We start from the raw sequence: 24889 nt of genomic DNA, 5'->3' as shown, positions 1-24889 counted from the left end.
ATCATGAAACGAACTTTAGTTTTTGGAGATATTCACGGCGGTTTAAAAGCATTGATTCAATTATTAGAACGAATTGATTATTCAGAAAATGACCGATTTGTTTTTCTGGGAGATTATGTCGATGGCTGGAGCGAATCGGCGCAAGTGATTGACTTTCTGATTGAATTATCCCAAAAGCAAGAATGCATTTTTATAAGAGGAAATCATGATGTTTGGTGTCACGAATGGCTGAAGAATGATGTTGTAAACGACATTTGGTTTGTACACGGAGGAAAATCAACGATAGAAAGTTATCAGAATATTGATTCTTTCGAAAAAGAAAAACATTGTAATTTTTTTGAAAACATGAAAGATTATTTTGTAGATGAAAATAATAATTTGTTTATTCACGCAGGATTTTCGTCGATGCATGGTCCGGACAAGGAACATTACAAAACAAATTTTTCCTGGGACAGAACCCTTTGGGAAATGGCATTAACAATGGACAAAAGAATCAAAAAGGATTCGCTTTCGTATCCGAAAAGATTATTGCTTTATAATGAAATTTACATTGGCCATACGCCAACGCTTCATTACAATATAGAGATTCCAATGCAAGGTTGCAATGTCTGGAATATTGATACCGGAGCGGGTTTTTACGGAAAATTAAGTTGTATCGATGTTGCAACTAAAGTATTTTGGCAAAGCGATGCTGTACAGGAATTTTATCCCAATGAAAAAGGAAGAAATAAAGCTTAAATATTACACAAGACACACGAAGAAAAACACAAAACAGCACAAAGAAAATTAAAACTTGGCGAGTCTCTGTGATAAGCTTTGTGGATCTCTGTGAAACCCAAAATTTACGAGAATTTAAATAATTAAAAGATATGAACCCACTATTATTAACAGACGGTTACAAAGTTGACCACAGAAGACAATATCCGGACAAAACCACATTAGTATATTCTAACTGGACACCTAGAAAATCAAGAATTGAAGGTCTTGATGAGGTGGTGTTTTTTGGATTGCAATATTTCATCAAAAAATATATCATTCACGATTTTGATGCTGATTTTTTCAAACAGCCAAAAGAAGAAGTGGTTAAAAAATACTCACGAAGAATCAATAATTATTTGGGCGAAAACCAGGTTGGGACAAAACATATCGAAGATTTACACGATTTAGGATATATTCCGATGGTTTTTAAAGCATTGCCAGAAGGATCAAGCGTTCCTTTGAGAGTGCCAATGTTTACGATGTACAATACACTTCCGGAATTTTTCTGGTTGACGAATTATTTCGAAACCTTACTTTCTGCGGTAATTTGGCTGCCATGTAACTCTGCTACAATTGCAAAAGAGTATAGAAAAGTATTAGACAAATATGCTGACGAAACTTCATCTGTTCCTGAATTTGTAGATTGGCAGGCACATGATTTCTCAATGAGAGGAATGGGCGGAATCGAAGCGGCAATCACTTCTGCAGCCGGACATTTATTGAGTTTTACAGGATCAGATACCATTCCGGTAATTGATTTCTTCGAAGATTATTACAATGCCAATTCAGATACCGAATTAATCGCAGGTTCAGTGGCAGCAACAGAGCATTCTGTAATGTGTATGGGAACTACCGAAGGCGAGTGCGAAACGTTTAAAAGATTAGTAACAGAAGTTTATCCAAAAGGAATCGTTTCTATCGTTTCTGATACCTGGGATTTATGGAAAGTTTTAACGGATTATTTACCACGTTTAAAAGAAGATATTGTTGCCAGAGAAGGTAAAGTTGTGATTCGTCCTGATAGTGGAGATCCGGTTGATATTATCTGCGGAAATCCAAACGGAAAAACAGAACAAGAAAAGAAAGGCGTGATTGAGCTTCTTTGGGATGTTTTTGGAGGATCAACTAATGCAAAAGGACACAAAGAGCTTATTCCGCAAATTGGAGCTATTTACGGCGATAGTATCACGGTTGCTAGAGCAACTCAAATTGCAGAACGATTAAAAGAAAAAGGTTTTGCTTCTACAAACGTTGTTTTAGGAATTGGTTCTTTTACATACCAATACAATACCAGAGATACTTTTGGTTTTGCCATGAAAGCAACATATGGTGAAGTAGACGGAGAAGGAAGAGCGATCTTTAAAGATCCAATTACAGATGACGGAACTAAAAAATCAGCCAAAGGATTAATGAAAATTGATTTAGTCGACGGCGTATATCATTTAACCGATAATGTTTCATGGGAAGAAGAAAAACAAGGCGAATTGAAAGAAGTTTTCAGAGACGGAAAACTTTTAGTTGATCAGTCTTTAAGCGATATTAGAGCGAGAGTTAAAAGTGATGTTAATATTGAAGCATAAAAACAAGAAAGCCTGAAATTTTAATTCAGGCTTTTTTTGCTCTATTTTTTCATTTCGAGGAAAAAGGAATTTTCATAAACACCAATATTTTATATTCCGTAGGAATATCTCATCGGTAAAAAAGTAGTGTCGTTTTGCGCTGTGTCCTGTAAGGACACCTGATTTTATTGATACAGGATATCCGTACCGTTAATCAAACGTTCCTACGGAACGTATAATCATAATTTAAATTTAGTTTTACCCAGCAGACATTCCTACGGAATAATTTTTATTTCTTATAAAAATTATTATGATCGATATATTCCCAAACTTTTGGAGGTAATAACGGTTGAATGTTTTTTCCTTCTTTTATGCTTTTTCTAATAAAAGTAGCAGAAATTTCTACAATTGGAGCATCAATAATATGAATATTAGGGTGCGATTTTAAAGTATTTGGTTCTTCTTCTAAAGTTTCACCAGTTTGTGTTTTGTCTTCGAGTCTTGGATAAACATAAATTTCATATTGATCCAGAAGTACCTCGTAGTTTTTCCATTTATGAAGCGTTTTCAAATTGTCTTCGCCCATGATTAAGGAGAAATCATGCGTTGGATACTTTTCATGCAAATGAACCAAAGTATTCACTGTATAATTAGGCTGAGGTAATTTAAACTCAATATCCGAAGGTTTAATTTTTGGATAATCTTCTGTTGCCAGATGCACCATTTCTAAACGTTGATGATCGTCTAATAAGGTAGATTTCTTTTTTAGCGGATTGTGAGGCGTAACCACCATCCAAATCTGATCTAAATCGGCAAACTCCGCCATGTGATTGGCAATAATTAAGTGGCCAACATGAATGGGATTATACGTTCCGAAATAAAGGCCTATCTTCATAAAAGAGTTTTTTTCATAATTCAAATGGTAAATATTACATTCAAATTAATCTGTGGTATTAAAATAACTTAGTAGCGATTCTTTTTTGAAATCAAATAATCAATAGAGAATTTACCACTTCCGGTTACCAAAAGAAGTACATAAAACAGTAAATATAATATTCCCATTTCTTTTACATCGATTGGGTCAGCTCCATGAATAACAAATACAGCAACTAACATTGTAATAATTAATGGCAAAGTCGCCAATCTTGTGGCTAAACCAATGAAGATAAAAAAGGAGCAAAGTACTTCTGCAAAAACGGCAAGAGTCAACGAAGCTGTTTTTCCTACTCCAAGCGGGTCAGGAAACTGAATTTCACCTCCGGCCAAAAGCATATTCAGTTTAGATAAACCATGAGAAATCATCAATGTCGCAATAGCTATTCTAATGACAAGAATAATGATACTCAGATAATTTTCGTTTCTTTTTATTTCAAATAAATTAATCATAATACAGATATTAATAGCGGTTACATCAAAAGCTAACGGCTGTTTTTCTAAAAAAGTATTGATTTTATGAAGTTTCTAGTCTTTATTTACAAAAGCTTTCACTAATTGATACGCTTCTTCTTTAGCCGTATCTAAATCGTAATTTTTTATAATCGTGTCAAACTGAGGCGCAGTAGCCAACTCAACAGAAGCTTTTGCAATACGCATATTAATTTTGTCATCACTTTCGGTAGAACGCTCTTTCAATCTGCGTTTTAGTTCATCTACACTTGGAGGTTTTACAAAAACAGCAAGCGTTTGATCCGGAAATTTATGTTTAATACGCAATCCGCCGGCAACATCAATATCAAAAATCACGTTTTTGCCCAAAGCCCAGATACGTTCAATTTCGGCTTTAAGAGTACCGTAAAAATTGTCACGATATACTTCTTCCCATTCCAGGAAATTTTCGGCTTTAATGTGTTTTTTGAATTCTTCCAGCGAAATAAAATAATAATCTTTTCCGTGTTCCTCTTCTCCGCGTGGGTCGCGTGAAGCCGCTGAGATCGAAAATTCTAAATTTAAATCCTCTTTCCCAAGTAAGTGTCTTACTATAGTTGTTTTTCCCGATCCGGATGGTGCAGAGAAAACAATTAATTTTCCTTTGTTCATTACGTATGCTTTTGGCTTGTGGCGTGATGCTTTAAGCTATAATTTGTATGTTGTTTCGCATTTTAATGCGTAATTGTTTATTCTATTTTTTTATAAATTGTCGAACAGCCTTCGTCGCAAATAAATTGGTATTCAGCATTTACAGGATCTAGCGACATTTTTTTAGAGTTTCCTTCCGTACGAAAGAAATAGTAAAACTCCTCCTTAGCAAAAACAAGGTGAAGACTATCTCCGGTAAACTCATATTTACCCTTGTTGTTAAGATGATCAATTACAATATTATTTTTCTCAAAAGTAATTTCATTCCCATCTTCAATTTTGGTAGTGAATTTATTCGCTCCATTGCTTCCTGTTGACTCAATTGGTTTCCATTTTCCAATTAATGTAAAATCTTCATTTTGAGATTTACAACTTGCAGTGAGAATTAGGATACAGAATACAATGAATATTTTTTTCATAGAGAAAAGGGCAACGTAATATTACAACACATTCAAAACCTGTTCCTTAATCTTTTCCAATTCATCCTTCATCATCACGACTAATTTCTGCATTTGCGCGTGATTCGATTTAGAACCCATTGTATTGATCTCGCGACCCATTTCCTGAGTAATAAAACCTAATTTACGACCATTAGCTTCAGTACCTTTTATAGTTTCTAAGAAATAATCTAAATGATTCGTCAAACGAACTTTTTCCTCCGTAATATCCAGTTTTTCCAGATAATAAATCAATTCCTGTTCGAAACGATTTTCATCAACATTCACTTTCAATTCAGAAATTGCAGTTTGCAAACGGTCTTTTATCGCCTGAACACGTTCCGGATCAAGAGCCAAAGCATCGTTCATATATTGGCGTATATTCCCAATTCGTAAGTTGAATTCTTTTTCAAGAGATTCACCTTCGTCTTTTCTAAAAGTCAGGATATTTTGTAAAGCCTCCTCAATAATAACCTGAATTTGTTCCCAATCGTTTTCATCGATTTCCTCACGTTCCGTTTTTAGCGTATCAGGCATACGAACGGCCATTTTCATCAATTCAGTTTCGTCAGCGCCAGGATAAACTTCTCTAAGCTGAGCAATGTAGTTTTTTACAACAGGTACATTTACTTTTGTCGAAGTTTGTTCAGAAGTACTTTCAATGTAAATCCCGAAATCAATCTTTCCTCTTTCAAGTTTAGTAGAGATCAGGGTTCTTAAACCAAGTTCCATTTCGCGATAAAGCGACGGCATTCTTACGTTTAAATCCAAACCTTTACTATTTAAGGATTTTACTTCAACGGTAATTTTTTTTGTAGGCAATTGCAAAGAAGCTTTGCCAAACCCTGTCATAGATTGTATCATATAATTGAGTATAAAGGCGCAAAGATAAATAAAACTTTGCAGTCTTGAGTTTTAAATCGCTAATCTGTTAAAGTCAGCTTTGTATAAAGTTTTTTTACCGCAAATTTCACAAATTTCCACAAATTTTTTCCAGGCTAACTTTGAAAATATTTTCAGAATTCAAATTAAAAAAGAATGAAATTTGTGAAAATTTGTGGCTAACTTTTTTCACCACCGGCGTTTTAGTTTTTGGGCGTTCCCTCCGGTCGGGCTATCCGCTCCCAATCTTTTTTTGAGCAGAAAAAGCTCAAAAAAAGGATTTCCGCTGCTATCCCTAACGCAAACCTGGGCACTTTAGAACTTTATTTTTCTAAAGCTTTCATCACCTGCAATGTTACAGGTTGTGTATTACCAATGTAAATTTTTTCATCAATAATAAAAACCGGACGACTGATAAACGTATAATGTTCTAAAATATATTTTTTATAATCTTCTTCAGTCAAAGACTTATTCTTTAAATCCATCGATTTGTACAATTGCGCTTTCTTGCTAAACAAAGCTTCGTAACTTCCGGCAAGCTTATGCATTTCTTCCAGTTCTGCCTCCGTAATAGGGTTTTGTTTAATATCGTGAAAAACCAGATCATTATCTTTTGGTAAGCTTTTGATGATTTTGCGACACGTATCGCAAGAAGCCAAATAGTATATTTTATTCATGTTTTTTTAATTTAAGAGACTACAAAGAAAATTCATTTAAAACTGAAAAATGCCTAATTTTAGAAAAAAAATAAAATTATGAACTCAGTTTTTGAAGTACAGAAAACCATTAGGGAAATTCTGCTAAAGGTTTTAGACCACCATTCATTAGAACAATTAAACAAAATTCCGCAAGGATTTAGTAATAATCTAATCTGGAATATTGCGCATTGCATCTCCTCGCAACAGGTTTTAATCTACAAATTGTCAGGTTTGCCTACGATGGTTTCAGATGAATTTATTGCAAAATACAAAAAAGGAACCAAGCCAGAAGGTGATGTTTCGCAAGCTGAGGTCGACGAGATCAGAACCTTACTTTCTGCAACTTTGCACCAAACAGAACAGGATTTTGCAAATAGCCTATTTGTGAATTACAATGAATATACTACAAGCTTAGGATTTACACTAAAAAATATAGATGGAGCTTTAGATTTCAATAATTATCATGAAGGAATCCATACCGGAATTATCATGAGCATTAGAAAGTTTGTTTAAAAGAAAATCCCGTCTTGAATGATTCAGGACGGGATTCTTTTATTCTACTATAGTTTCTATTGTTACCTTCATAGCACCACTTCCTTTACTTTTGGTGATTTCCATAAAAGCCCTTTTAGATAAATCAAGTTCTCTTGTTCTCACAAACGGACCACGGTCTGTAACTTTTACAATGACAAATTTTCCGTTAGCTTCATTTGTTACTTTTATTCTGGTACCAAATGGCAGTTTTTTGTGTGCTGCAGTATATTTACTATTGCTGAATCGTGCTCCACTTGCAGTTTTTTTTCCGTTAAAACGGTCAGCGTAATAAGAGGCGTGAGCATTTTTTTTATAAGGTTTTAGCTTTAAACCTTTATCAGTAAAAACAGAATCAGTTGGAATGGCAAGTATATCCGGTTTTACCATTTTTACCGTATCCTGAGTAATTTTAGGCTTAGGCTCTGTGGGTTTTGTTTGACTTATAACATAAGTAAAACAGCTTAAAAAAGTTATTGTAAGGCTGGTAAGTATAATGTTTTTTTTACTTCTCATTTTTTATTTTTTTTCAGACTTGGGGAGTTTGTACAAATAATATGCCGAGATAAAAAAAGCCCTATTATTTTAGGGCTTTAATTGGTTTTTTAGAACCATAGGTTCCATGGGATTCTACTTAATATAAGCAATAATCCTAATCCGTAATAAATAGCAAAAGTTTTAAATTTAGCTTCGCTATTAATTAATTTTTTATGTTTCGACCATCCAATAGTGATCAAAATGATCGCAATAAGATTGATTAATGGATGTTCTAGTGATGTTAATCTTAGTTCTGCATTAGACATTTGTCCAAAAGCTGCTTTTCCAAGCGGAGAAACAAAATAAAGTATTATTCCAATCAATAATTGAGTGTGAGTTCCTATTAAGGCGAACAATGCAATTTTACGATCCTTGGCTGTAAAATCTTTCTTAGAAGTTACTCCAATAATGGCATTTACAACTGCAATTAATAAAAGCAAAAGTGCTAAATAAGCCCAGCCAGAATGGAATTTTTGTAGAAAATGGTACATAAATTAATTTTTTTGTTAAAACAAATATAGCAAAAAAGGCATAAAAAAAACGGCATTAGACTAAAAGTCAACGCCGTTTTTTGGTATTTATTTAGATTCTAAATATTAGAAATCATAACGTAGTGTAAAGTTCCATGTTCTTCCAAATCCGAAGTAAACCTGGTTAGCATCAGCTAAACCTTTGTAAAGTCTGTTGTTAGAAGCATAAGTTCCTAAAGCAGCATTTGTCGTACTTACGTTGTCATCAGAAAAAATGTTAGTTCTTGATTCAGCAATGTAAACTTTATCGAAAAGGTTGTTTACGTTTAATCTGAAGTTTACAGATTTGTCTTTGTTTTTACCAGTTAACATTTTGTATGAGAAACCAGCATCTACTAATCCGTAAGAAGGCAATTCTAATGCTCCTTTGTTGTCAGGAGACGAAAAGTTAATTGGGCTTAATCCAGCGTATAACTTATCGTTAAAGTTGTAGTTAGCATCAATAGTAACTCTTGTTAAGATTTCGTAAGCAGCGCCTAACGAAGCTGTCATTTGAGCAGCATCACCAACTTTTACTTTGTCCATGTATACTGGAATTCCAGAGAATCCTGGTACTGCTGTATTGTCTACTTGGTAGTAAGCATTAACAGTAGCGTTTCCTTTGTATTCCCAAATTCCGTAAGAGAACATAGCATTAAGTTTCAATCTTTCTGTTAAGTTAGAACTTGCTTCTAACTCAAATCCAGAGTGAACCTCGTTAAGACCTACGTATTCTGTGTAAGTATTGTTATCGCTTGGAAGAGCGTTACCTTTCAAGTATCTGTCGTTCCATGTAGTATTGTAAAGATTTACTGTAGCAGTAAATGTTCTTGTACGGAAACCATATCCAGCTTCAAAACCAAGGATTTTCTCGTTAGTTAGGTTAGGGTTTACAGTTGATCTGTTGTTAGGATAAACTGAATTAAAGAAAGGTTGTCTAGAGTAGTAACCTGCATTTACATAAACGTTGTTTTTCTCATCAAGGTTATAGTTTGCTCCAGCTTTTACGTTTCCACCTAAGATGTTTTTGTAATCAGTAGAAGATAATGGATCTGTTGGTAAGTAAACAAAATTATCTTCTCTTTTAAATCCTTGTTCTGAGATTGCTCCCTGAACGAATGCAGTTAAGTTATCTTTAGAGTACTCTAATTGTGTAAATACACCATACCATTTAACTTTTCCAGTACTGTTAAAAGATATTTTTTCATAGTCTTTTTTGTCAAAAACATTCCATTGAACATCTGTAGCGTAAGTTGATGTAATGTGTCTTCCTGCTGGTTTTAAACTTGCAATGTTGTTGTCGAAAAATTCTCCACCGCCAAGTAAATCATTTACTACTGTAAAGTGATATCCTGTGTAAGTTCTTGCATCGATACCAAAATCTAAAGTTAAGGTATTGCTTAATTTTTTATTCAAGTTGATAACAGCTCCAAACCAGTCATGAGAGTTGATAGAAGAAGTTTGTGAGATACCAGATGTAGTATTGTAAACATATGGAGAAGCAGTTGTTCCTTGTCCTGTTCTACCAGTTGAAGAACTATTTTGGTAAACACCACCAATTTTTGTTCTTGTTTGGTTTGCTCCGTTAAAGAAAACTTGTCCTGTACCGTTATTCCATGCTTGAATTTTGTCGTAATTAACAGATCCGTCTGCATTTAAGAAAACTGATCCGTTATATGTTGCTCCACCAACACCACCACCAGCACTTGCACCAGCTCCACGTCCCATAGACGCATAAAGAACAGTTGAAAGTTTAGTAGTTTCGTTGATTTTGTAATCCCAGTTAACAGATGCAACTGGTTTGTGGTAGTAGTTTTTTCTGATGTTGTATTGTTCGCCATTCAAATATCCTGCATCAGCATTATATCTTGTATTTGGTTCACCATTTACACCATATTTTTGGTAAGTAGCAATTGTAGGAGTAGTAGATCTTTGGTTGTGCCATTGTGGCGCTCCTGTTACTGTAAGTTGAAAGTCATGCTTGTTATTTTTAGTAGCATATCCTAAAGCTACATAGTAGTTAGAACCTTCAAATTGAGTTCCTTGGATGTATCCGTCTCCCATTGTTTGAGATAACAAGATCGAAGCAGAAAGTCCGTTGTCTAATTTTCCAGTACTGTATGAACCTTGAATTTTGAAGTTTCTTCCATTTCCGAAACCAGAAGAAAAAGATCCTCCTTCTTTTCTGTCAGAAGCTTTAGTTACAATGTTGATTGTTCCCCCAACTGAAGGAGTTGCAAGTTTAGAAGCTCCTAAACCTCTTTGAACCTGAATAGCAGAAGCAACTTCTGATAATCCAGCCCAGTTACTCCAGTAAACAGAACCGTTTTCCATGTCGTTAACTGGCATACCGTTGATCATAACAGCAATGTTGTTTTGGTTGAATCCACGAATGTTGATTCTTGCATCTCCAAAACCACCACCTGATTTAGTAACATATACTGACGGAGTGTTTCTTAAGATCTCTGGAAATTCCTGAGTTCCTAATTTTTCCTGGATTTCAGCAGCTTTAATTGTAGAAACTGCTACAGGAGTTTTTCTGTCCTTTGCAATATCGACAACTGAACTTTTTACAACAATTTCGCTTAATTCATTTGAATTAGAAGTTAAAACGATTGTTCCTAAGTTGGTAGTTGAACCACCAGAAACTGAAAATCTAACAGTTTTGTTTTCGTAACCTAAAAAAGAAATAACGATTTCTCCTGTACTTGTTGTTGCATTCAAAGTAAATTTACCATCAAAATCTGTAGAAGTTGCAGTCGCAGATCCTTTGATCACTACGTTTGCTCCCGGTAATGATCCAACTCCGTCGGTAATCATACCTGTAATTTTTCCTTGAGAAAATGCGGTTGAAACTATCATGAACAATAGTCCAGTGAGTAACCAATTTTTCATTGTCTTCATTTGTTATTAGTTTATTGTTTTTGGCAAAATTATAACAATTAAATCAGATAGTGTTATCAAAATGTTAAGAAAAATAAGTTTTATCTAATCTGTTGCGCATTAAAATGATTTTTTCTTTTTTTCTTAAATAAAATAACGTTTTTTTGATTTTTTGGGATAGTATTTTGTTAAAATCGTAATGATTCTCATGGTCTTGTAGTGCTAAACTTGCAAGAATCAGTGTTTTAGCGTTATTTAGGGTGCTATTTATACGAAAAAACGCCTTAATTTTTCTTAAATTAAGGCGTTTCAGTTTGTTGTGAATATTTTTATTCGAGTTCTATTTGTTCTTCAAAAAGTGATTTAACAAAAATGAAGTTGAACTGTCATGATTTTTCACCGTCTTAGTGTTAATTTCATCTAAAATAGAATTCGCTAATTGCTTTCCTAATTCTACTCCCCACTGATCAAAACTAAAAATATTCCAAATAACACCCTGAACAAAAATCTTGTGCTCATATAAAGCAATTAACGAACCTAAAGATTTAGGAGTTAATTTTTGAATTAAGATGGTATTAGTTGGTTTATTTCCTGTGAAAACTTTGAATGGTAATAAATACGATGCTTTTTCTGCAGAAAGTCCTTGCTTGTCAAATTCAGCTTGAACTTGCGCTGCCGTTTTTCCGTTTAATAAAGCTTCTGTCTGAGCAAAAAAGTTAGACATCAGTTTGTCATGATGATCTTCATTTCCGTATAATGGTTTTACGAATCCAATAAAATCAGTAGGGATTAATTTTGTTCCCTGGTGAATCAATTGAAAAAAAGCATGTTGCGAATTTGTTCCCGGTTCTCCCCAGATAATAGTTCCGGTTTGATAGTTTACAGGTTTTCCGTCGCGGCCAACACTTTTTCCGTTACTTTCCATAGTTGCCTGCTGCAAATAAGGAGCCAGTTTAGATAAATATTGTGTGTATGGAATCAAAGCTTCACTTTCAGCTCCAAAGAAATTATTATACCAAACACTTAATAAAGCCAGAATTACAGGAATGTTTTCGTCGAATTCTGCCGATTTAAAATGTTCGTCCATTTCATTGGCACCTTTCAATAAATCATTGTAATTGTCAAAACCTATTGCTAAACTAATGCTTAATCCAACAGCGCTCCATAAAGAAAATCTTCCTCCAACCCAGTCCCACATCGGGAAAACATTGTCAGGATTGATTCCAAATTCAGTTACTTTTTGAATATTAGTTGAAACAGCAACGAAATGTTGTGCAATATCTTCCTGGGAAGCCGATTTCAAAAACCATTCTTTGATCGTTTCAGAATTTGATAAGGTTTCCTGAGTAGTAAAAGTTTTAGAAACAATTAAAAATAATGTTGTTTCAGGATTTAATTTTTTGATGACTTCATTAACGTGGTCACCATCAACATTAGAAACGAAATGTAAGTTTAAATGATTTTTGTAAAATTGCAAAGCTTCAACTGCCATTACCGGACCAAGGTCAGAACCTCCGATACCAATATTTACAACATCAGTAAAAGCTTTTCCGGTGTATCCTTTTCTTTCTCCCGAAATTACTTCGTGGCTGAATTGTTTGATTTTATTTTTTACTTCGTAAACTTCAGGAATTACATTTTCTCCGTCAACTTTTATAACTGCCGATTCCGGAGCACGTAATGCCGTGTGTAAAACTGCACGGTTTTCAGTTTGATTGATGATTTCTCCTCCAAAATATTGAGCGATCGCTTCTTTTAATCCAATTGAATTGGCCAATTCTAATAAAAGAGAAACAGTTTCCTGGCTGATATTGTTTTTAGAATAATCAACTAAAAAGTCATTCCATTGTAAGTTGAATTTTTCAACGCGGGCATTATCTTGTTGAAATAATTCTTGTATCGTAGTTTCGTGAATTGCGTTATAGTGGTTTTGCAGATTTTTCCACGCTTCAGTCCCGGTTGGGTTTGTTGTGTTTAAAGCCATTTTTTGTTTAATTGAAAATGTGGTTATAAAAAAACAAAAATACTGAAATTACTTTTAATAGCTTTAAGCTTCACAATTATATAACAAATAGTTACGAAAACGATTTATAACGTAACCACAAATCTGTTTTTTAGTTTTTATTCTAATCTGGTTAGGTCAAAATACATAAATCGATGTTTTTCTTCTTTATCAGAATCTAAGAGAAATATAAAGTCATTTTTTTGATAGGTAGAAAGTTGTATTGGCTGATTGTAGGCGTCTAAAATCAATAACCTGCATGCGGGTTTGTGTTCTATAAATGTCCAGCCTTTAATGAAATCAAGAAGTTGGTGAGATAATCCGTTTCCTTTAAATTTTTTATCGATTCCTAATCTTGCTATTTTTACTGCTGGATATTGTCTGATTCTTTTTTCGTTGGGTAATTTTATTTTTCGATGTAATTTATTCCAGATAGAATTTTCATATCCCAAATCATTTAAGCAATCATTAGATATAGAAAAGAACGCTGCTATTTTATGGCTCTCTTTAAATAAATAGGTATTGGTAATTTTTTCGCTTTGAAAATTTTTAGAATCTTCAATTAAGAATTCATTTATTTCGTTGTCTTCACAGTCAAAACTATCTAAGATGTCATCATTATTTAAAGATGAAAAAGTAAAATCAGATAAATCCATTCTTTATACCTGTTTTGCCAGTACTTTATTTACTAAAGAAAATATTTTAGCTTTTTTTTCTTCCGAAATTTTATTGGTTTTATTTGTGGCTATGGCAGCATTGAATCTTTCAGATTCCTTGCCTTTTACAATGGGAGTAATTTTGATTGTAGTTGCCATAATTGTTTTAATAGATAGTAAATGAAGTTGCAAATATAGTAATTCTTTATAACTCAAAACGTAAAAAGTAAGTTAATTCTTTATTTTTGAATAATAATGATTTATAATAATCAAATTATTTGAAGCTTTTATTTACCAAATTTTCCACCATGGCTTTTTATTTACTTCAATAGTTTTCTTGGCAATATTAATTTCTATTCTTTTTAATGGTTCAGTTTTAATTTTAGAATCATCAAAAAATAATTGGCCATTTTCGTCAATTCCAATTGGGGATTTAGTTCTTTCTTTCCATTTTTCGGTTTGTAATTCCGGAACTAATGGTAAATTGATTTTGTCTGAGAATTTTTTCCTGGCCTTTTCTATAATTTCTTCTTCTAGGTTTGAAGTTGAATTTTTAAGAAGTGTCAATGAATTATCAGGAATATTTAAAAGAAATATCTGAGTTTTATTTCCGAGTCTATAAATGTCCAGTACTTTAAAATAAGCAATAGAATCTAAAAGAAAGTGACCGTTATTTGCTGAATCAGGATTGAATTTAGATAAATCTTTTGGATGAGCACTTGCAATTAAATATCTTAAGTTGCCGGAAAGTCCGCCACCCAAAGAACTCATATCGGTAAAACCTTTTTCCTGAATAATTTTCCCGATTTCATATTTTGAAATTAAGTCATCGGATAAATTAGTGTCTCTGTAAAATAGTTTTAAGCCTGAAAAAGTTTCATTATAAATTGCTTTAAGACGAGCGTTTTTCATATCCGGCTATTTTTTAAAATGAAGATTTTAATCAAAATTTACAAATTCCCAATACTATCTAATTCCCTTTTCAAAGGTTCAATTTGTTTCATGAAACGAGTTCTGTCATTTCCTGTCAGGGATTCTCCGGTAGGTAAATTCAATCTAAGGGCATCAACCTGAACTCCGTTTTTCCAGAAGCGGTAGCAAACGTGAGGTCCTGTTGCTAATCCCGTGCTTCCTACTAATCCTATGGTTTGTCCTTGTGTAACTCTTTGTCCGCGTTTTACTAAAATTCTCGACATGTGTAAATATTGAGTCGAGTAGGTTCCGTTATGCTTTACTTTTACAAAGTTTCCGTTTCCTGCTGTGTATCCTGTTGCTTCTACAACTCCGGATGCTGTTGTTGAAATTGGCGTTCCGGTAGGAGCAGCATAATCTGTTCCTTTGTGTGCTTTCCAGGTATGTTGAACTGGGTGAAACCTATTTGCGGTAAATCTTGAAGTGATTCGGCTAAATTTGATTGGTGTTTTCAGGAAGAAATTTTTCAATGTTTTTCCTTCATTATCATAATATTCTACTTTTCCTGAAAGTGTATCTTTTTCAAACGGAAAAGCATAAATGATCTTTCCTTTGTATTCAAAAAAAGCAGCTTCAAGATCTTCAACTCCGTCGTACGTTTTTCCGTTTATAAAACGTTCGGTAAAAATCAATCCGTAACGATCTCCTTTTTTAAGTTTAAAGAAGTCAATAGACCATGAGAATACTTTTGTAATTCTGCTGGCAAGTGCTGTTTCTACGCTTTCATTTCCTAAAGTTTCAGATAATGAACTTTTTAAAACGCCACCAATAATTTTACGTTTAAGTGTAACGGGTTTTACCTTTTTATACGCTTTTGCAATACTATCGCGAAAATCGATTACATAATAAGATAATGCATCAGGCTGATAAATAAAAACCTGTAGTTTGTTTGTTTTATTTTTTGATCGAAGAATAGTATAAGGTTTGTTGTATCGAATAGTTCTTACATTAAAAGAATCTTTGATTTGCTCCACAACATCAAAGACTTTTTTGTCTCCAATATTTTGGCTTTGAATGATCGATCCAAAAGAATCTCCTTTTTTTATAGTATCCTGAACCACATTAAAATCAGTGTAATTAAAACCAAATTCTACCTTTTTTGCTTTAGGTTTAGTGATTTTGATTTCAACTTTTTCAGCGGTTTTATTACATGAAACTATTGATAATAATAAGGTTATAAGTACGAATGCTTTTTTCAAACTTTAAATTTTTTTAGGAAATTAAGTGGTTGTTTCATTTCCCCAATTGGACAATTCTTCTTCGGTCCACAATTTAGGAAAAAAGATGCGTCTTTGGTATTTTGGATGCATATATTTTTGCCAGTCACTTCCTCCTGTGGCTTCACCATTGCCTTTTCCGCTTTCTAAAATATATTTTCTTGCAGTATTTAAATGTTGCATAACCCAAGTGATATTCACCGTTTTATCATAATGACGCATGGCCGCAATTAATTCTTGGTTTTGCTGATCTTCGATAGGAAGTTGTGTGAATTTCTGCCAGATATTTTTTGTTTTGAATGAAGAAATTTGTCTCAGAAATTGATCTTTATATTTATTTTCAAATTCTTTAAGCAAGTATGATTTCTCTCCGGTATGATAATCTTTTCCGGCAGCCTGCCAGTACAAATGTTCAAAACTGGTTTCTAAATCTGTATTCTCGTCAAAATTATCTTTGTATCTGCGATCCGTTAAATTGATGACATCTGTCGAGGCAAATTCGATCAATCTATATTGTGCGCTTTGAAAACCACTTGCAGGAGTTAGTGTATTTCTGAATTTCATGTATTGATCAACGTCCATTCCGTTTTCCATAATGCTGAACGAATTGGTCAGCATGTCGAAATAACGGGTTATTCTGGATAGTCTTTCGCTAAAAAAATCAACCTGAATGTTTTGCGTTTCGGCAATTTGGTCGATTTCCCATAAGATCATTTTAAAGATCAGTTCGTTTACCTGATGATACATGATAAAAACCATTTCGTCAGGAAGCGTGGTGCGTTGTATTTGTAAATTTAGCAGCGCATCAGTCTGAATGTAGTCCCAATAAGTAATTGGTTTTGACCAAAGCAATCCCTCTAATTGAACCTCAGTTTTTTGATTTATTGCTTGAAATTTAAGGTCAATTTCCTTTAAAATTGATTCAGAATGATCTGTGGTATTCATTATTTTTTTACTTTAAACGGATTTTTTAATCCTTTATATTCGTCAAGATCTGCTTTAAGTGAACCTACAGCAAGATCTGCTTTTATTCTAACAGGAACTTTGTTGTCGTCATCTGTGATCCAAAGTGTTACGCTTTCTTTTTCTTTAAAAACGCGTCCTGTTTGTACCAAAGGCTTAAACATCATTGTAGAAACGGTTCCAAATTTAGTTGTAATATCTTGACGACCTACATATTTTAACTTAAATTTTGTGATTTCATCGTCAAAAAACATATCTATTGTAATCGCTTCACCTGTTTTAAGTTTGTCAATATTAGGGTGATTTCTTAAGTAATAAAAAGACGAGATAATATCCTGGACATTTTCTGAGGTTACAATTGTCTTTTCGGTTTTGCGTTTGTAATCTTTTACAAGAACTCTGTTTTCATTTTGGTTAAAGAAGCCTTCCTGATCTTTTGTGTAACCGCCTTCATTGATTTTTCGAACATATCGATAGGGACTTCCGGTTTGTTTGTCAAAATAACTTTCGTATAAATCTTCGACTTTAAAAAATAGTTTTGACATTCCGGTTGTAAAACCTTTACCAACAGCATGAAATACTTTTTTATTGCTTATTGTGGCGTCTTTTACCTCAAGTGTGGCGTAACCTGCGTTTATAATTCCGTAATGAATGCGGAATTTAAAGTATTCTCCAGTATCAAAAGCATCTTCTTTGAAGGTGTCGAAGCTCATTGAGGTGAGAATTAATATAAGTAGGATTAATTTTTTCATAGTACAATATTTACATTTTATTATAAAGATAAAGAAATGCAAATTCTATTCCAAATGTACCAAAACAAAAAAACTCAGTCAAGGAATGACTGAGTTTTTATGCTATTAACTAACCAAAAAACTATAAATTATGAAATTTATATCAATTCAGAAGGAAACCACCCCTTCTTGATTTGCGAGTGCAAAGATATATAGAAAATTCAAAAAAGAAATAGCAAAAGGTAAGTTTAACATAAAATTTGCATAAAAACTATCGTTTTACAGAGAATTATGCTGTTTGATGTAAAAATTTTATGATTTTATAGTGTTCCTCTCAATTCTTGCTCTCTCTCAATCGACTCAAAAAGCGCTTTAAAGTTCCCTGCGCCAAATCCTTTTGCTCCCATTCTTTGAATAATTTCGAAAAAAAGCGTTGGTCTGTCCTGAACTGGCTTCGTAAATATTTGTAATAAGTAACCATCTTCATCGGCATCGACCATGATGGCTAATTTTTCAATTTCGTTAATATCTTCTTTCATCATATCCATATGAACTCCTAATCTTTCAGGAATTGCTTGGTAATAAGTATGAGGAGGAGCAGATAAAAATTCAACCCCGCGGGCTCTCAATTCAGACACGGTTTTAATAATGTCATCGGTTGCAATTGCAATATGCTGAATTCCGGGACCTCCGTAGAAATCTAAATATTCTTCTATTTGAGATTTTTTCTTTCCTTCTGCCGGTTCATTGATTGGGAATTTAATTCTTCCGTTTCCGTTAGACATTACTTTACTCATCAATGCAGAATATTCTGTAGTGATTTGTTTGTCATCAAACGAAAGGAAATTTACGAATCCCATTACTTCTTCGTAAAATTTTACCCAGGTATTCATTTCGTTCCATCCCACATTACCAACCATGTGGTCAATGTATTTTAAACCTGTTGGTTCAGGATTGTAATCTGATTTCCATTCTTTGTAACCTGGAAGGAAAACACCATTATAGTTTTTTCTTTCTACGAAAATGTGAACTGTTTCTCCGTAAGTATAAATTCCTGAACGAACCACTTCTCCAAATTCATCTGATTCTACAGTTGGTTCCATAAACGAACGTGCACCACGTTTCATGGTTTCTTCATAAGCACTTCTGGCATCTTCAACCCAAAGAGCGGCAACTTTTACGCCATCGCCATGTTTTTTTAGGTGTTCGTGAATTGGCGAATCCTGTGTTAAAGGCGTCGTCAGAACAATTCTGATTTTGTCTTGTTTCAAAACATAAGAGGCTTTGTCTCTAACTCCGGTTTCTAATCCTGCGTATGCTAATGACTGATATCCGAAAGCTGTTTTGTAATAATGTGCCGATTGTTTTGCGTTTCCTACATAGAATTCTACGTAATCGGTTCCTAATAATGGAAGGAAATCTTGTGCTCCTTCGAAGATTTTTTCTAAACCGTATTCTACTGATTTTACTTCTTTACTCATTGTGTTTATTTGTTTAATCGGTTAATCGTTTATTTGATGTGCCGAAATGTTTTTTTAAGATTTTTTTTTACCGCAAAGTCCGCTAAGAATTTTATCAGTAAGATTTTGTAAAATTGCAAAGCACGCAAAGCTTTGTGAACTTGTTTTGATAAAACTTAGCTAGGAAATCTTTGTGAACTTTGCGTAAAATCCTTTGCGGACTTTGCGGTTAAATCGATTCGCTAATTATTCAGTCCAGGATTTATAATATTGCCCATCATCTAATCCCATTGCTTCTTCGGTTACCATAAGTGGTCTGAAAGTATCAACCATAACGGCTAATTCGTGGGTTTCTTTATGACCAATGCTGCGTTCCATTGCGCCTGGTGCGGGACCATGCGGAATTCCTTTTGGATGTAAGGTGATATGACCTTGCTCTATATTATTACGGCTCATAAAATCACCATCTACATAATATAGCACTTCGTCTGAATCTATATTGCTGTGATTGTATGGCGCCGGAATTGCTTTCGGGTGATAATCGTAAAGTCTAGGGCAGAATGAACAAACGACAAAAGTGGCCGTTTCAAAAGTTTGGTGTACCGGAGGCGGTTGGTGAACACGTCCCGTTATAGGTTCGAAATTATGAATCGAGAATCCGTATGGGAAATTGTAGCCGTCCCAGCCCACAACATCAAAAGGATGTGTGGCATAAACTACTTCGTGAATCATTCCTTCTTTTTTGATTTTAATTAAAAAATCACCTTTCTCATCATGCGTTTCCAGTTCGTTTGGTAAAATAAAATCACGCTCGCAAAATGGAGAATGTTCTAAATGTTGTCCTGATTGGTTTTTATAACGTTTTGGAGTATAAAAAGGAGAATATGACTCGACATAAAAAAGTCGGTTTTCTGTTGTTTCAAATTCTATTTGGTAAATAATACCTCTTGGAATGATCAAATAATCTCCATATTCAAAAGGAATATTCCCTAACATGGTTCTTAGTTTTCCTTTTCCTTTATGGATGAAAAGCATTTCATCGGCATCGGCATTTTTATAGAAATAATTTCGAAGTGATTCTTTTGGAGCAGCTAAACCAATGATACAGTCTTTATTGACCAACATGGCTTTGCGACTGTCCAGAAAATCATTTTCAGGTTTCAATTCGAAACCTTTAAAAAGTAATGATTTTATATTTTTTCCGATTGCAATTTTTGGTTCAACCGAATAAGAGTTTAAAATTTCTTTAACCTGTGTAGGCCTGTGAACATGATAAGACAATGATGAGTGTCCGTGAAAACCTTCGGTGCCAAATAATTGTTCGTAATAAAAACCTCCGTTGGGTTTTTCGAATTGGGTGTGTCTTTTTTGAGGAAAGTTTCCGAGTTTATGATATAATGGCATGGCTTTTCTATTAGATAATTGTAAATTAGATAATTCGAAAAATTTGAATTGTGTGAACAGATAATTAGCTCAATGTTGTCATTGCCTAATTATCTCAATTCGGTAGTTTTATTCAGGATTTCTCTTGATAAGGAATTGAAGATACTCTAATAAACCTGTCCATTTTGTTTTCATTATAACAAATGTCGTAATTTTTATTGATTTAAATTATATATTGTATTAATTATTAACGCTAAAAAAACATTAAAAATATTTTTAAGTATAAAATATTAATATTTATTGGGTTAATGTTTTAGCTTAAATGTATTAGAATTGGAACCCGATACTAAACCATGTAAAACTTTTAGACATTTCAGGAGACCATGATTGTTTGATCTCGATTGGGCCAATAATTGTTTCTAAGCCGTAACCTACAGCATATCCTGAATATTTAGGCATAGAAACCCAGTCGACACCAGTAAAAATATCATCGCCTAAGTTGGCGAAATTGGCAGTAAAGTTAATGTGATTCTTTTTTAAAATTTCGTAATCTAAATTAATTTCGGCCTTTATAAAACTATTTCCGGCAATGCTTAGAAAGTCGTATCCATAAAAATAATTAAAGTTGTTGATTTTGCTGTATCCAAAGCCTCCTAGTATAAAATCGAAAAACGGAACGCTGTCACTGCCAATATTAAATCCTGCATCGGCTCCAATTTTAATGGTGGCTTTCCTGAATAAAGTTCTCGCAATAGCAATCTCGGCTTTTGCAATCGAGAAAGGCTTGAATTGTTTCGTATAATCTGATGATGCCAAATAGGTTTGTAACTCTCCGGAAAAATATAAACCAGTATGAGGGAAATATTTATTATCGAACGAATCGTATTTTAAATATCCAAAAAGGCTGAAATAATTACTTTTCTCGATAGTATTTTCTGTGTTAGAAAGAGTTGGCGAGTCTATTTTTAGGTATTTATATTCCAGACCGCCACCCATTAAAAACTTTTGTACAAAGATGGTCTGAAAATAAGCCTGATTGGTGATGTCTAAAAAATCGACATTAATCAAATTTACATTTGAATTTTGAGCAAACAAATTACTAATGCTCGTTGTTACATTTCGATTAAACTGATTCATTCTTGAACGAAACCCAAAGCTAATGTTGAAACCATTTTCGACATAATAGTTTAAATCGTACCTGAAATTGTCGCCAAGGATAATGTCCAGCGATGTTACATCATTTTTTAGAAATGTTTTTTTATGAGTAAGATTTAATAGTATAGCACTTTTATAAAGTCCGTCATAATGCAGCCCAAGTTTAAGGTAGGTTTGTGTTGGATTTTCTTTTAAAACCAAATCAAGATCGTCTTTTGTGCCATCTGGTTGCAGGCAATAAGAGATCGCGCTAAAGTTTTGAGTAGCATTTAAGTTGTTGATTCCTGCTTTAAGATCATCGTATGTAATGGTACTTCCTGGTTTGAAACGAAGTTTTCCGCGAATGTATTCTCTGGTATAATTGTCTAGTTTGTCGCTATTTATTTTCTCTATTTGTATGGTATCGGTAGCAATTTTTAGTTTTGGTTTTTTGTAAAAATTGTCTTCGTTTACCAATGTTTTAATTTTTTCGTAAACGGCAAAAGCGGCTTCTTCACCTTTTCTGATAATTTGTTCGCCTTTGTCGAATGAAATAACGCCATAATCACGAATGTCTGGTTTGATATAAACATCAGTATCTTTTATTTTGTTTTTCATTTTATCAATCGACTGCAAATTGGTAATCTGAACTAATATTCGGGTAGCGTTTTTCAGGTTTTTTCGTTTCATTAAATCGTCCTGAACATCGACACCAATAATAATATCAGCGCCAAGATTGCGAACTTCCTGAATAGGATAATTGTTTACTACACCGCCATCGACCAATAAATTGCCGTCGATTTCTACGGGAGTAAATAAGGATGGAAAAGCGGCACTTGCCATCATGGCCTGGACCAGATTCCCTTTGTTTAGTAAAACTTCTTCGCCGGTTTCGATATTGGTACCAATACATAAAAACGGAGTTGGAAGTTTATTAAAATCACGTACATGACGCACGTTACGGGTAAGACTGCTTAGTAAATTGTAATTGTACATTCCTTTTGAAAGTGCCTCTGGAATCCCGACTCTAAAATTGCTGAATGGTAAAACTATCGCATATAATTCGTCATTTTTTTTGCCGTAAAAGTTTTTTGAGGAACGCGGAATGTAGTCATTTATAAGTTCGTCGAAATTGGTTCTTTTAAAAATCGAATCAATTTGAGTGGCGTTGTAACCGGAAGCATAAAGTCCGCCAATGATAGATCCCATGCTGGTTCCGCCAATATAATCGATTTTGATTCCGGCTTCTTCGAGAACTTTTAGAACTCCTATGTGTGCAAATCCTTTTGCGCCTCCGCCACTTAAAACCAAACCTATTTTGGGTCTTTTGGCTTCGTCCTGTTTTGCCTTTTCGGTATTTTCTTGTGAAAAAGAGTTTTGTGTGTTGAAAAATAAAAGCGTGAAAAGCACCAACTGTACGCCCCAGATGGAAATGGAAAACTGCGAGAGGCAAAACGATATTTTTTCCTGTAAAAAAAGAGCGACTTTAGAAGCTCCTTTTTTTGCAATAGAAAAAAATCGTTTTGACCGAGTATTTGAAATGGACAGCTGGATTGGGCGCATAAAAAATAACTAGTTGGTTTTGTAAAAGTCGACAATTTTTTTGGCTTTTGATACACCAACGACATCAGATATTTCTTTTTCGGTTGCGAGTTTCAATCTTTTAACACTTTTGAAATGTTGTATTAACGTAAGCATGGTTTTTTCGCCAATGCCCGGAATGCTTTCTACTGAGGAATTCAGGGCTGCTTTACTTCGTTTATCACGATGAAAAGTGATCCCGAATCGATGCGCTTCGTTTCGTAATTGCTGAATTACTTTTAATGTTTCGGATTTTTTATCGAGATATAATGGGATAGAATCTCCGGGATAAAATAATTCTTCGAGACGTTTTGCAATCCCGATAATGGCAATTTTTCCGCGTAATTCTAATGCATCGATACTTTTTAATGCGGCAGAAAGTTGTCCTTTTCCACCATCGATGATGATTAATTGCGGCAAAGGTTGGTTTTCTTCTAATAATCTTTTGTAACGGCGATAGACAATCTCGGTCATCGAGGCGAAATCGTCCGGACCTTCGACGGTTTTTACATTAAAATGACGGTAATCTTTTTTGCTGGCTTTTCCGTCTTTAAAAACGACACAGGCCGCAACGGGATTTGTTCCCTGAATATTCGAGTTATCAAAACATTCTATATGGCGTGGTTCAACAGGCAATCGCAAGTCTTTTTGCATTTGCGCCATGATACGATTGGTGTGTCGGTCCGGATCTACAATTTGCAATTGTTTGAGCTGTTCGATTCTGTAAAATTTGGCGTTACGAATCGACAAATCCAGAATTTGTTTTTTGTCACCCAATTGCGGTACGGTTGTTTTGATGTTTTCGCCCAAATTCATTTCGAACGGAACAATGATTTCTTTTGAAAGTAACTGAAAACGTTCGCGAAGTTCGATAATCGCCAGTTCTAACAATTCTTCATCGGTTTCATCGAGCTTTTTCTTCATTTCTAAAGTATGCGAACGAATGATCGATCCGTGCGAAATTTGAAGAAAGTTGACATAAGCAGTACTTTCGTCAGACACGATCGAAAAAACATCGATATTGGTAATCTTGGGGTTTACAATCGTAGATCGCGATTGGTAATTCTCGAGAACTTCTATTTTTTCTTTGATTTTCTGCGCTTCTTCAAAACGTAAATCCTGAGCATATTGGTTCATCAATCGCTTAAAATCTTTCATGCTTTCTTTAAAATTCCCTTTCAGGATTTCGCGGATCGCATCGACTTGTCTTTGATATTCTTCAAGTGGTTCAAGACCTTCGCAAGGACCTTTGCAATTGCCAATATGGTATTCGAGACAAACTTTGAATTTACCTGAATCGATGTTGGATTTACTTAAATCATAATTACAAGTTCTAAGCGGATACAATTCCTTGATTAATTCGAGAATAGTATGTACGGTTTTGAAACTGGTGTAAGGACCAAAATATTCTGATCCGTCTTTGACCATTCGTCTGGTCGAAAATATTCTCGAAAACGGTTCTCTTTTTATGCAAATCCAGGGATAACTTTTATCATCACGAAGCAGTACATTGTATCGTGGTTGCAGGGTTTTGATTAAATTGTTTTCCAGCAAAAGAGCATCGGTTTCGGTAGGAACGACGATGTGTTTTATGGTTACAATCTTTCGAACCAATACATTTGTTTTGGCCGTGTCGTGAATTTTATTGAAATAGGAGGAAACCCTTTTTTTTAAATTTTTGGCTTTTCCAACATATAAGATCTTTCCCTCTTTATCATAATATTGATACACGCCAGGATTGTCCGGCAGGGTTTGGATTTGAAGATCTAAGGACGGTTTTTGCATTCTGTTTTGTTTCTGAAGGAGCTGAAAAGCATTTTCGAAAGTTGTTTTGATTCCGGAAAAAAGCTTAACACTGATTTAGTTTCAAATTTACGAAATCAAAAGAATAATTTCTATATTTAGATTTTATAATTCTA

23 protein-coding genes are annotated in these 24889 nt (G+C 34.0%); 3 read left to right on the top strand and 20 right to left on the bottom strand.

Annotation, left to right across the window (positions count from 1 at the left end; translation table 11 throughout):
• Positions 1-3 precede the first annotated feature (3 nt).
• Together LNP81_RS04100 and LNP81_RS04095 are read left to right on the top strand one after the other, a co-directional pair.
• Positions 4-738, top strand: a complete 735-nt coding sequence (locus tag LNP81_RS04100; RefSeq protein WP_230033650.1) for a metallophosphoesterase family protein — start codon at positions 4-6, stop codon at positions 736-738.
• A gap of 131 nt (positions 739-869) precedes the next feature.
• Entirely contained in the window at positions 870-2339 is a 1470-nt protein-coding gene (locus tag LNP81_RS04095) for a nicotinate phosphoribosyltransferase (protein WP_230033648.1), read from the top strand.
• A gap of 268 nt (positions 2340-2607) precedes the next feature.
• On the opposite strand, the gene nadD is transcribed toward LNP81_RS04095, so the two are convergent.
• The 6 genes from nadD to LNP81_RS04065 all read right to left on the bottom strand — a co-directional run bounded on the left by nadD (position 2608) and on the right by LNP81_RS04065 (position 6390).
• On the bottom strand, positions 2608-3213 hold the full coding sequence (gene nadD, locus LNP81_RS04090; RefSeq protein WP_230033646.1) for a nicotinate (nicotinamide) nucleotide adenylyltransferase: 606 nt from the start codon (positions 3211-3213) through the stop codon (positions 2608-2610).
• Positions 3214-3281: 68 nt separating this feature from the next.
• Entirely contained in the window at positions 3282-3704 is a 423-nt protein-coding gene (locus tag LNP81_RS04085) for a DoxX family protein (RefSeq protein ID WP_230033644.1), read from the bottom strand.
• 75 nt (positions 3705-3779) lie between these two features.
• The gene (gene gmk / locus LNP81_RS04080) at positions 3780-4355 is read right to left on the bottom strand and encodes a guanylate kinase (RefSeq protein WP_055094037.1); all 576 of its coding nucleotides are present in this window, start codon (positions 4353-4355) and stop codon (positions 3780-3782) included.
• A 77-nt stretch (positions 4356-4432) separates the two neighbouring features.
• The gene (locus LNP81_RS04075) at positions 4433-4813 is read right to left on the bottom strand and encodes a hypothetical protein (protein WP_230033643.1); all 381 of its coding nucleotides are present in this window, start codon (positions 4811-4813) and stop codon (positions 4433-4435) included.
• A gap of 21 nt (positions 4814-4834) precedes the next feature.
• On the bottom strand, positions 4835-5695 hold the full coding sequence (locus LNP81_RS04070) for a YicC/YloC family endoribonuclease (RefSeq protein ID WP_230033642.1): 861 nt from the start codon (positions 5693-5695) through the stop codon (positions 4835-4837).
• Positions 5696-6036: 341 nt separating this feature from the next.
• On the bottom strand, positions 6037-6390 hold the full coding sequence (locus LNP81_RS04065) for an arsenate reductase family protein (protein ID WP_230033641.1): 354 nt from the start codon (positions 6388-6390) through the stop codon (positions 6037-6039).
• A gap of 78 nt (positions 6391-6468) precedes the next feature.
• Between LNP81_RS04065 and LNP81_RS04060 the strand changes: the two genes are divergently transcribed.
• Entirely contained in the window at positions 6469-6924 is a 456-nt protein-coding gene (locus tag LNP81_RS04060) for a DinB family protein (protein ID WP_230033640.1), read from the top strand.
• Positions 6925-6963: 39 nt separating this feature from the next.
• Here the strand turns inward: LNP81_RS04060 and LNP81_RS04055 are convergent, their stop codons facing one another.
• The 14 genes from LNP81_RS04055 to uvrC all read right to left on the bottom strand — a co-directional run bounded on the left by LNP81_RS04055 (position 6964) and on the right by uvrC (position 24755).
• Positions 6964-7458, bottom strand: coding sequence for a septal ring lytic transglycosylase RlpA family protein (locus LNP81_RS04055; protein ID WP_230033639.1), 495 nt, complete (start codon positions 7456-7458; stop codon positions 6964-6966).
• 89 nt (positions 7459-7547) lie between these two features.
• Positions 7548-7970 (bottom strand): hypothetical protein, encoded by a 423-nt coding sequence (locus LNP81_RS04050; RefSeq protein WP_194617311.1) that lies wholly within the window; start codon positions 7968-7970, stop codon positions 7548-7550.
• 105 nt (positions 7971-8075) lie between these two features.
• Positions 8076-10892 carry a TonB-dependent receptor gene (locus LNP81_RS04045; protein ID WP_230033638.1) on the bottom strand — a complete coding sequence of 939 codons (2817 nt, stop codon included), beginning with the start codon at positions 10890-10892 and terminating at the stop codon, positions 8076-8078.
• A 319-nt stretch (positions 10893-11211) separates the two neighbouring features.
• On the bottom strand, positions 11212-12855 hold the full coding sequence (pgi, locus tag LNP81_RS04040; RefSeq protein WP_230033637.1) for a glucose-6-phosphate isomerase: 1644 nt from the start codon (positions 12853-12855) through the stop codon (positions 11212-11214).
• A gap of 137 nt (positions 12856-12992) precedes the next feature.
• Positions 12993-13529 carry a hypothetical protein gene (locus LNP81_RS04035; protein WP_230033635.1) on the bottom strand — a complete coding sequence of 179 codons (537 nt, stop codon included), beginning with the start codon at positions 13527-13529 and terminating at the stop codon, positions 12993-12995.
• 3 nt (positions 13530-13532) lie between these two features.
• Positions 13533-13688, bottom strand: coding sequence for a hypothetical protein (locus LNP81_RS04030; RefSeq protein ID WP_230033633.1), 156 nt, complete (start codon positions 13686-13688; stop codon positions 13533-13535).
• A gap of 132 nt (positions 13689-13820) precedes the next feature.
• Positions 13821-14441: a hypothetical protein gene (locus LNP81_RS04025; RefSeq protein WP_230033631.1), complete on the bottom strand. Its 621-nt coding sequence runs from the start codon at positions 14439-14441 to the stop codon at positions 13821-13823.
• A 38-nt stretch (positions 14442-14479) separates the two neighbouring features.
• Positions 14480-15700, bottom strand: coding sequence for a M23 family metallopeptidase (locus LNP81_RS04020; RefSeq protein ID WP_230033629.1), 1221 nt, complete (start codon positions 15698-15700; stop codon positions 14480-14482).
• 21 nt (positions 15701-15721) lie between these two features.
• Positions 15722-16663, bottom strand: coding sequence for a tryptophan 2,3-dioxygenase family protein (locus LNP81_RS04015; RefSeq protein WP_230033627.1), 942 nt, complete (start codon positions 16661-16663; stop codon positions 15722-15724).
• The gene (locus LNP81_RS04010) at positions 16663-17433 is read right to left on the bottom strand and encodes a DUF3108 domain-containing protein (protein ID WP_230033626.1); all 771 of its coding nucleotides are present in this window, start codon (positions 17431-17433) and stop codon (positions 16663-16665) included. The genes LNP81_RS04015 and LNP81_RS04010 overlap by 1 nt, the downstream gene beginning before the upstream one ends.
• A 299-nt stretch (positions 17434-17732) precedes the next feature.
• On the bottom strand, positions 17733-18893 hold the full coding sequence (hppD, locus tag LNP81_RS04005; RefSeq protein WP_230033625.1) for a 4-hydroxyphenylpyruvate dioxygenase: 1161 nt from the start codon (positions 18891-18893) through the stop codon (positions 17733-17735).
• A gap of 225 nt (positions 18894-19118) precedes the next feature.
• Positions 19119-20276, bottom strand: coding sequence for a homogentisate 1,2-dioxygenase (locus tag LNP81_RS04000; RefSeq protein WP_055094003.1), 1158 nt, complete (start codon positions 20274-20276; stop codon positions 19119-19121).
• A gap of 306 nt (positions 20277-20582) precedes the next feature.
• Positions 20583-22952 carry a patatin-like phospholipase family protein gene (locus LNP81_RS03995; protein WP_230033623.1) on the bottom strand — a complete coding sequence of 790 codons (2370 nt, stop codon included), beginning with the start codon at positions 22950-22952 and terminating at the stop codon, positions 20583-20585.
• A 9-nt stretch (positions 22953-22961) separates the two neighbouring features.
• The gene (uvrC, locus tag LNP81_RS03990) at positions 22962-24755 is read right to left on the bottom strand and encodes an excinuclease ABC subunit UvrC (RefSeq protein WP_230033622.1); all 1794 of its coding nucleotides are present in this window, start codon (positions 24753-24755) and stop codon (positions 22962-22964) included.
• Positions 24756-24889: the final 134 nt, after the last annotated feature.

The organism is Flavobacterium piscisymbiosum, from assembly GCF_020905295.1.
In the GTDB taxonomy this organism is placed as follows: domain Bacteria; phylum Bacteroidota; class Bacteroidia; order Flavobacteriales; family Flavobacteriaceae; genus Flavobacterium; species Flavobacterium piscisymbiosum.
Note: the sequence above shows the minus strand (reverse complement) of the source record. Positions and strands in the feature narration are given on the sequence as shown.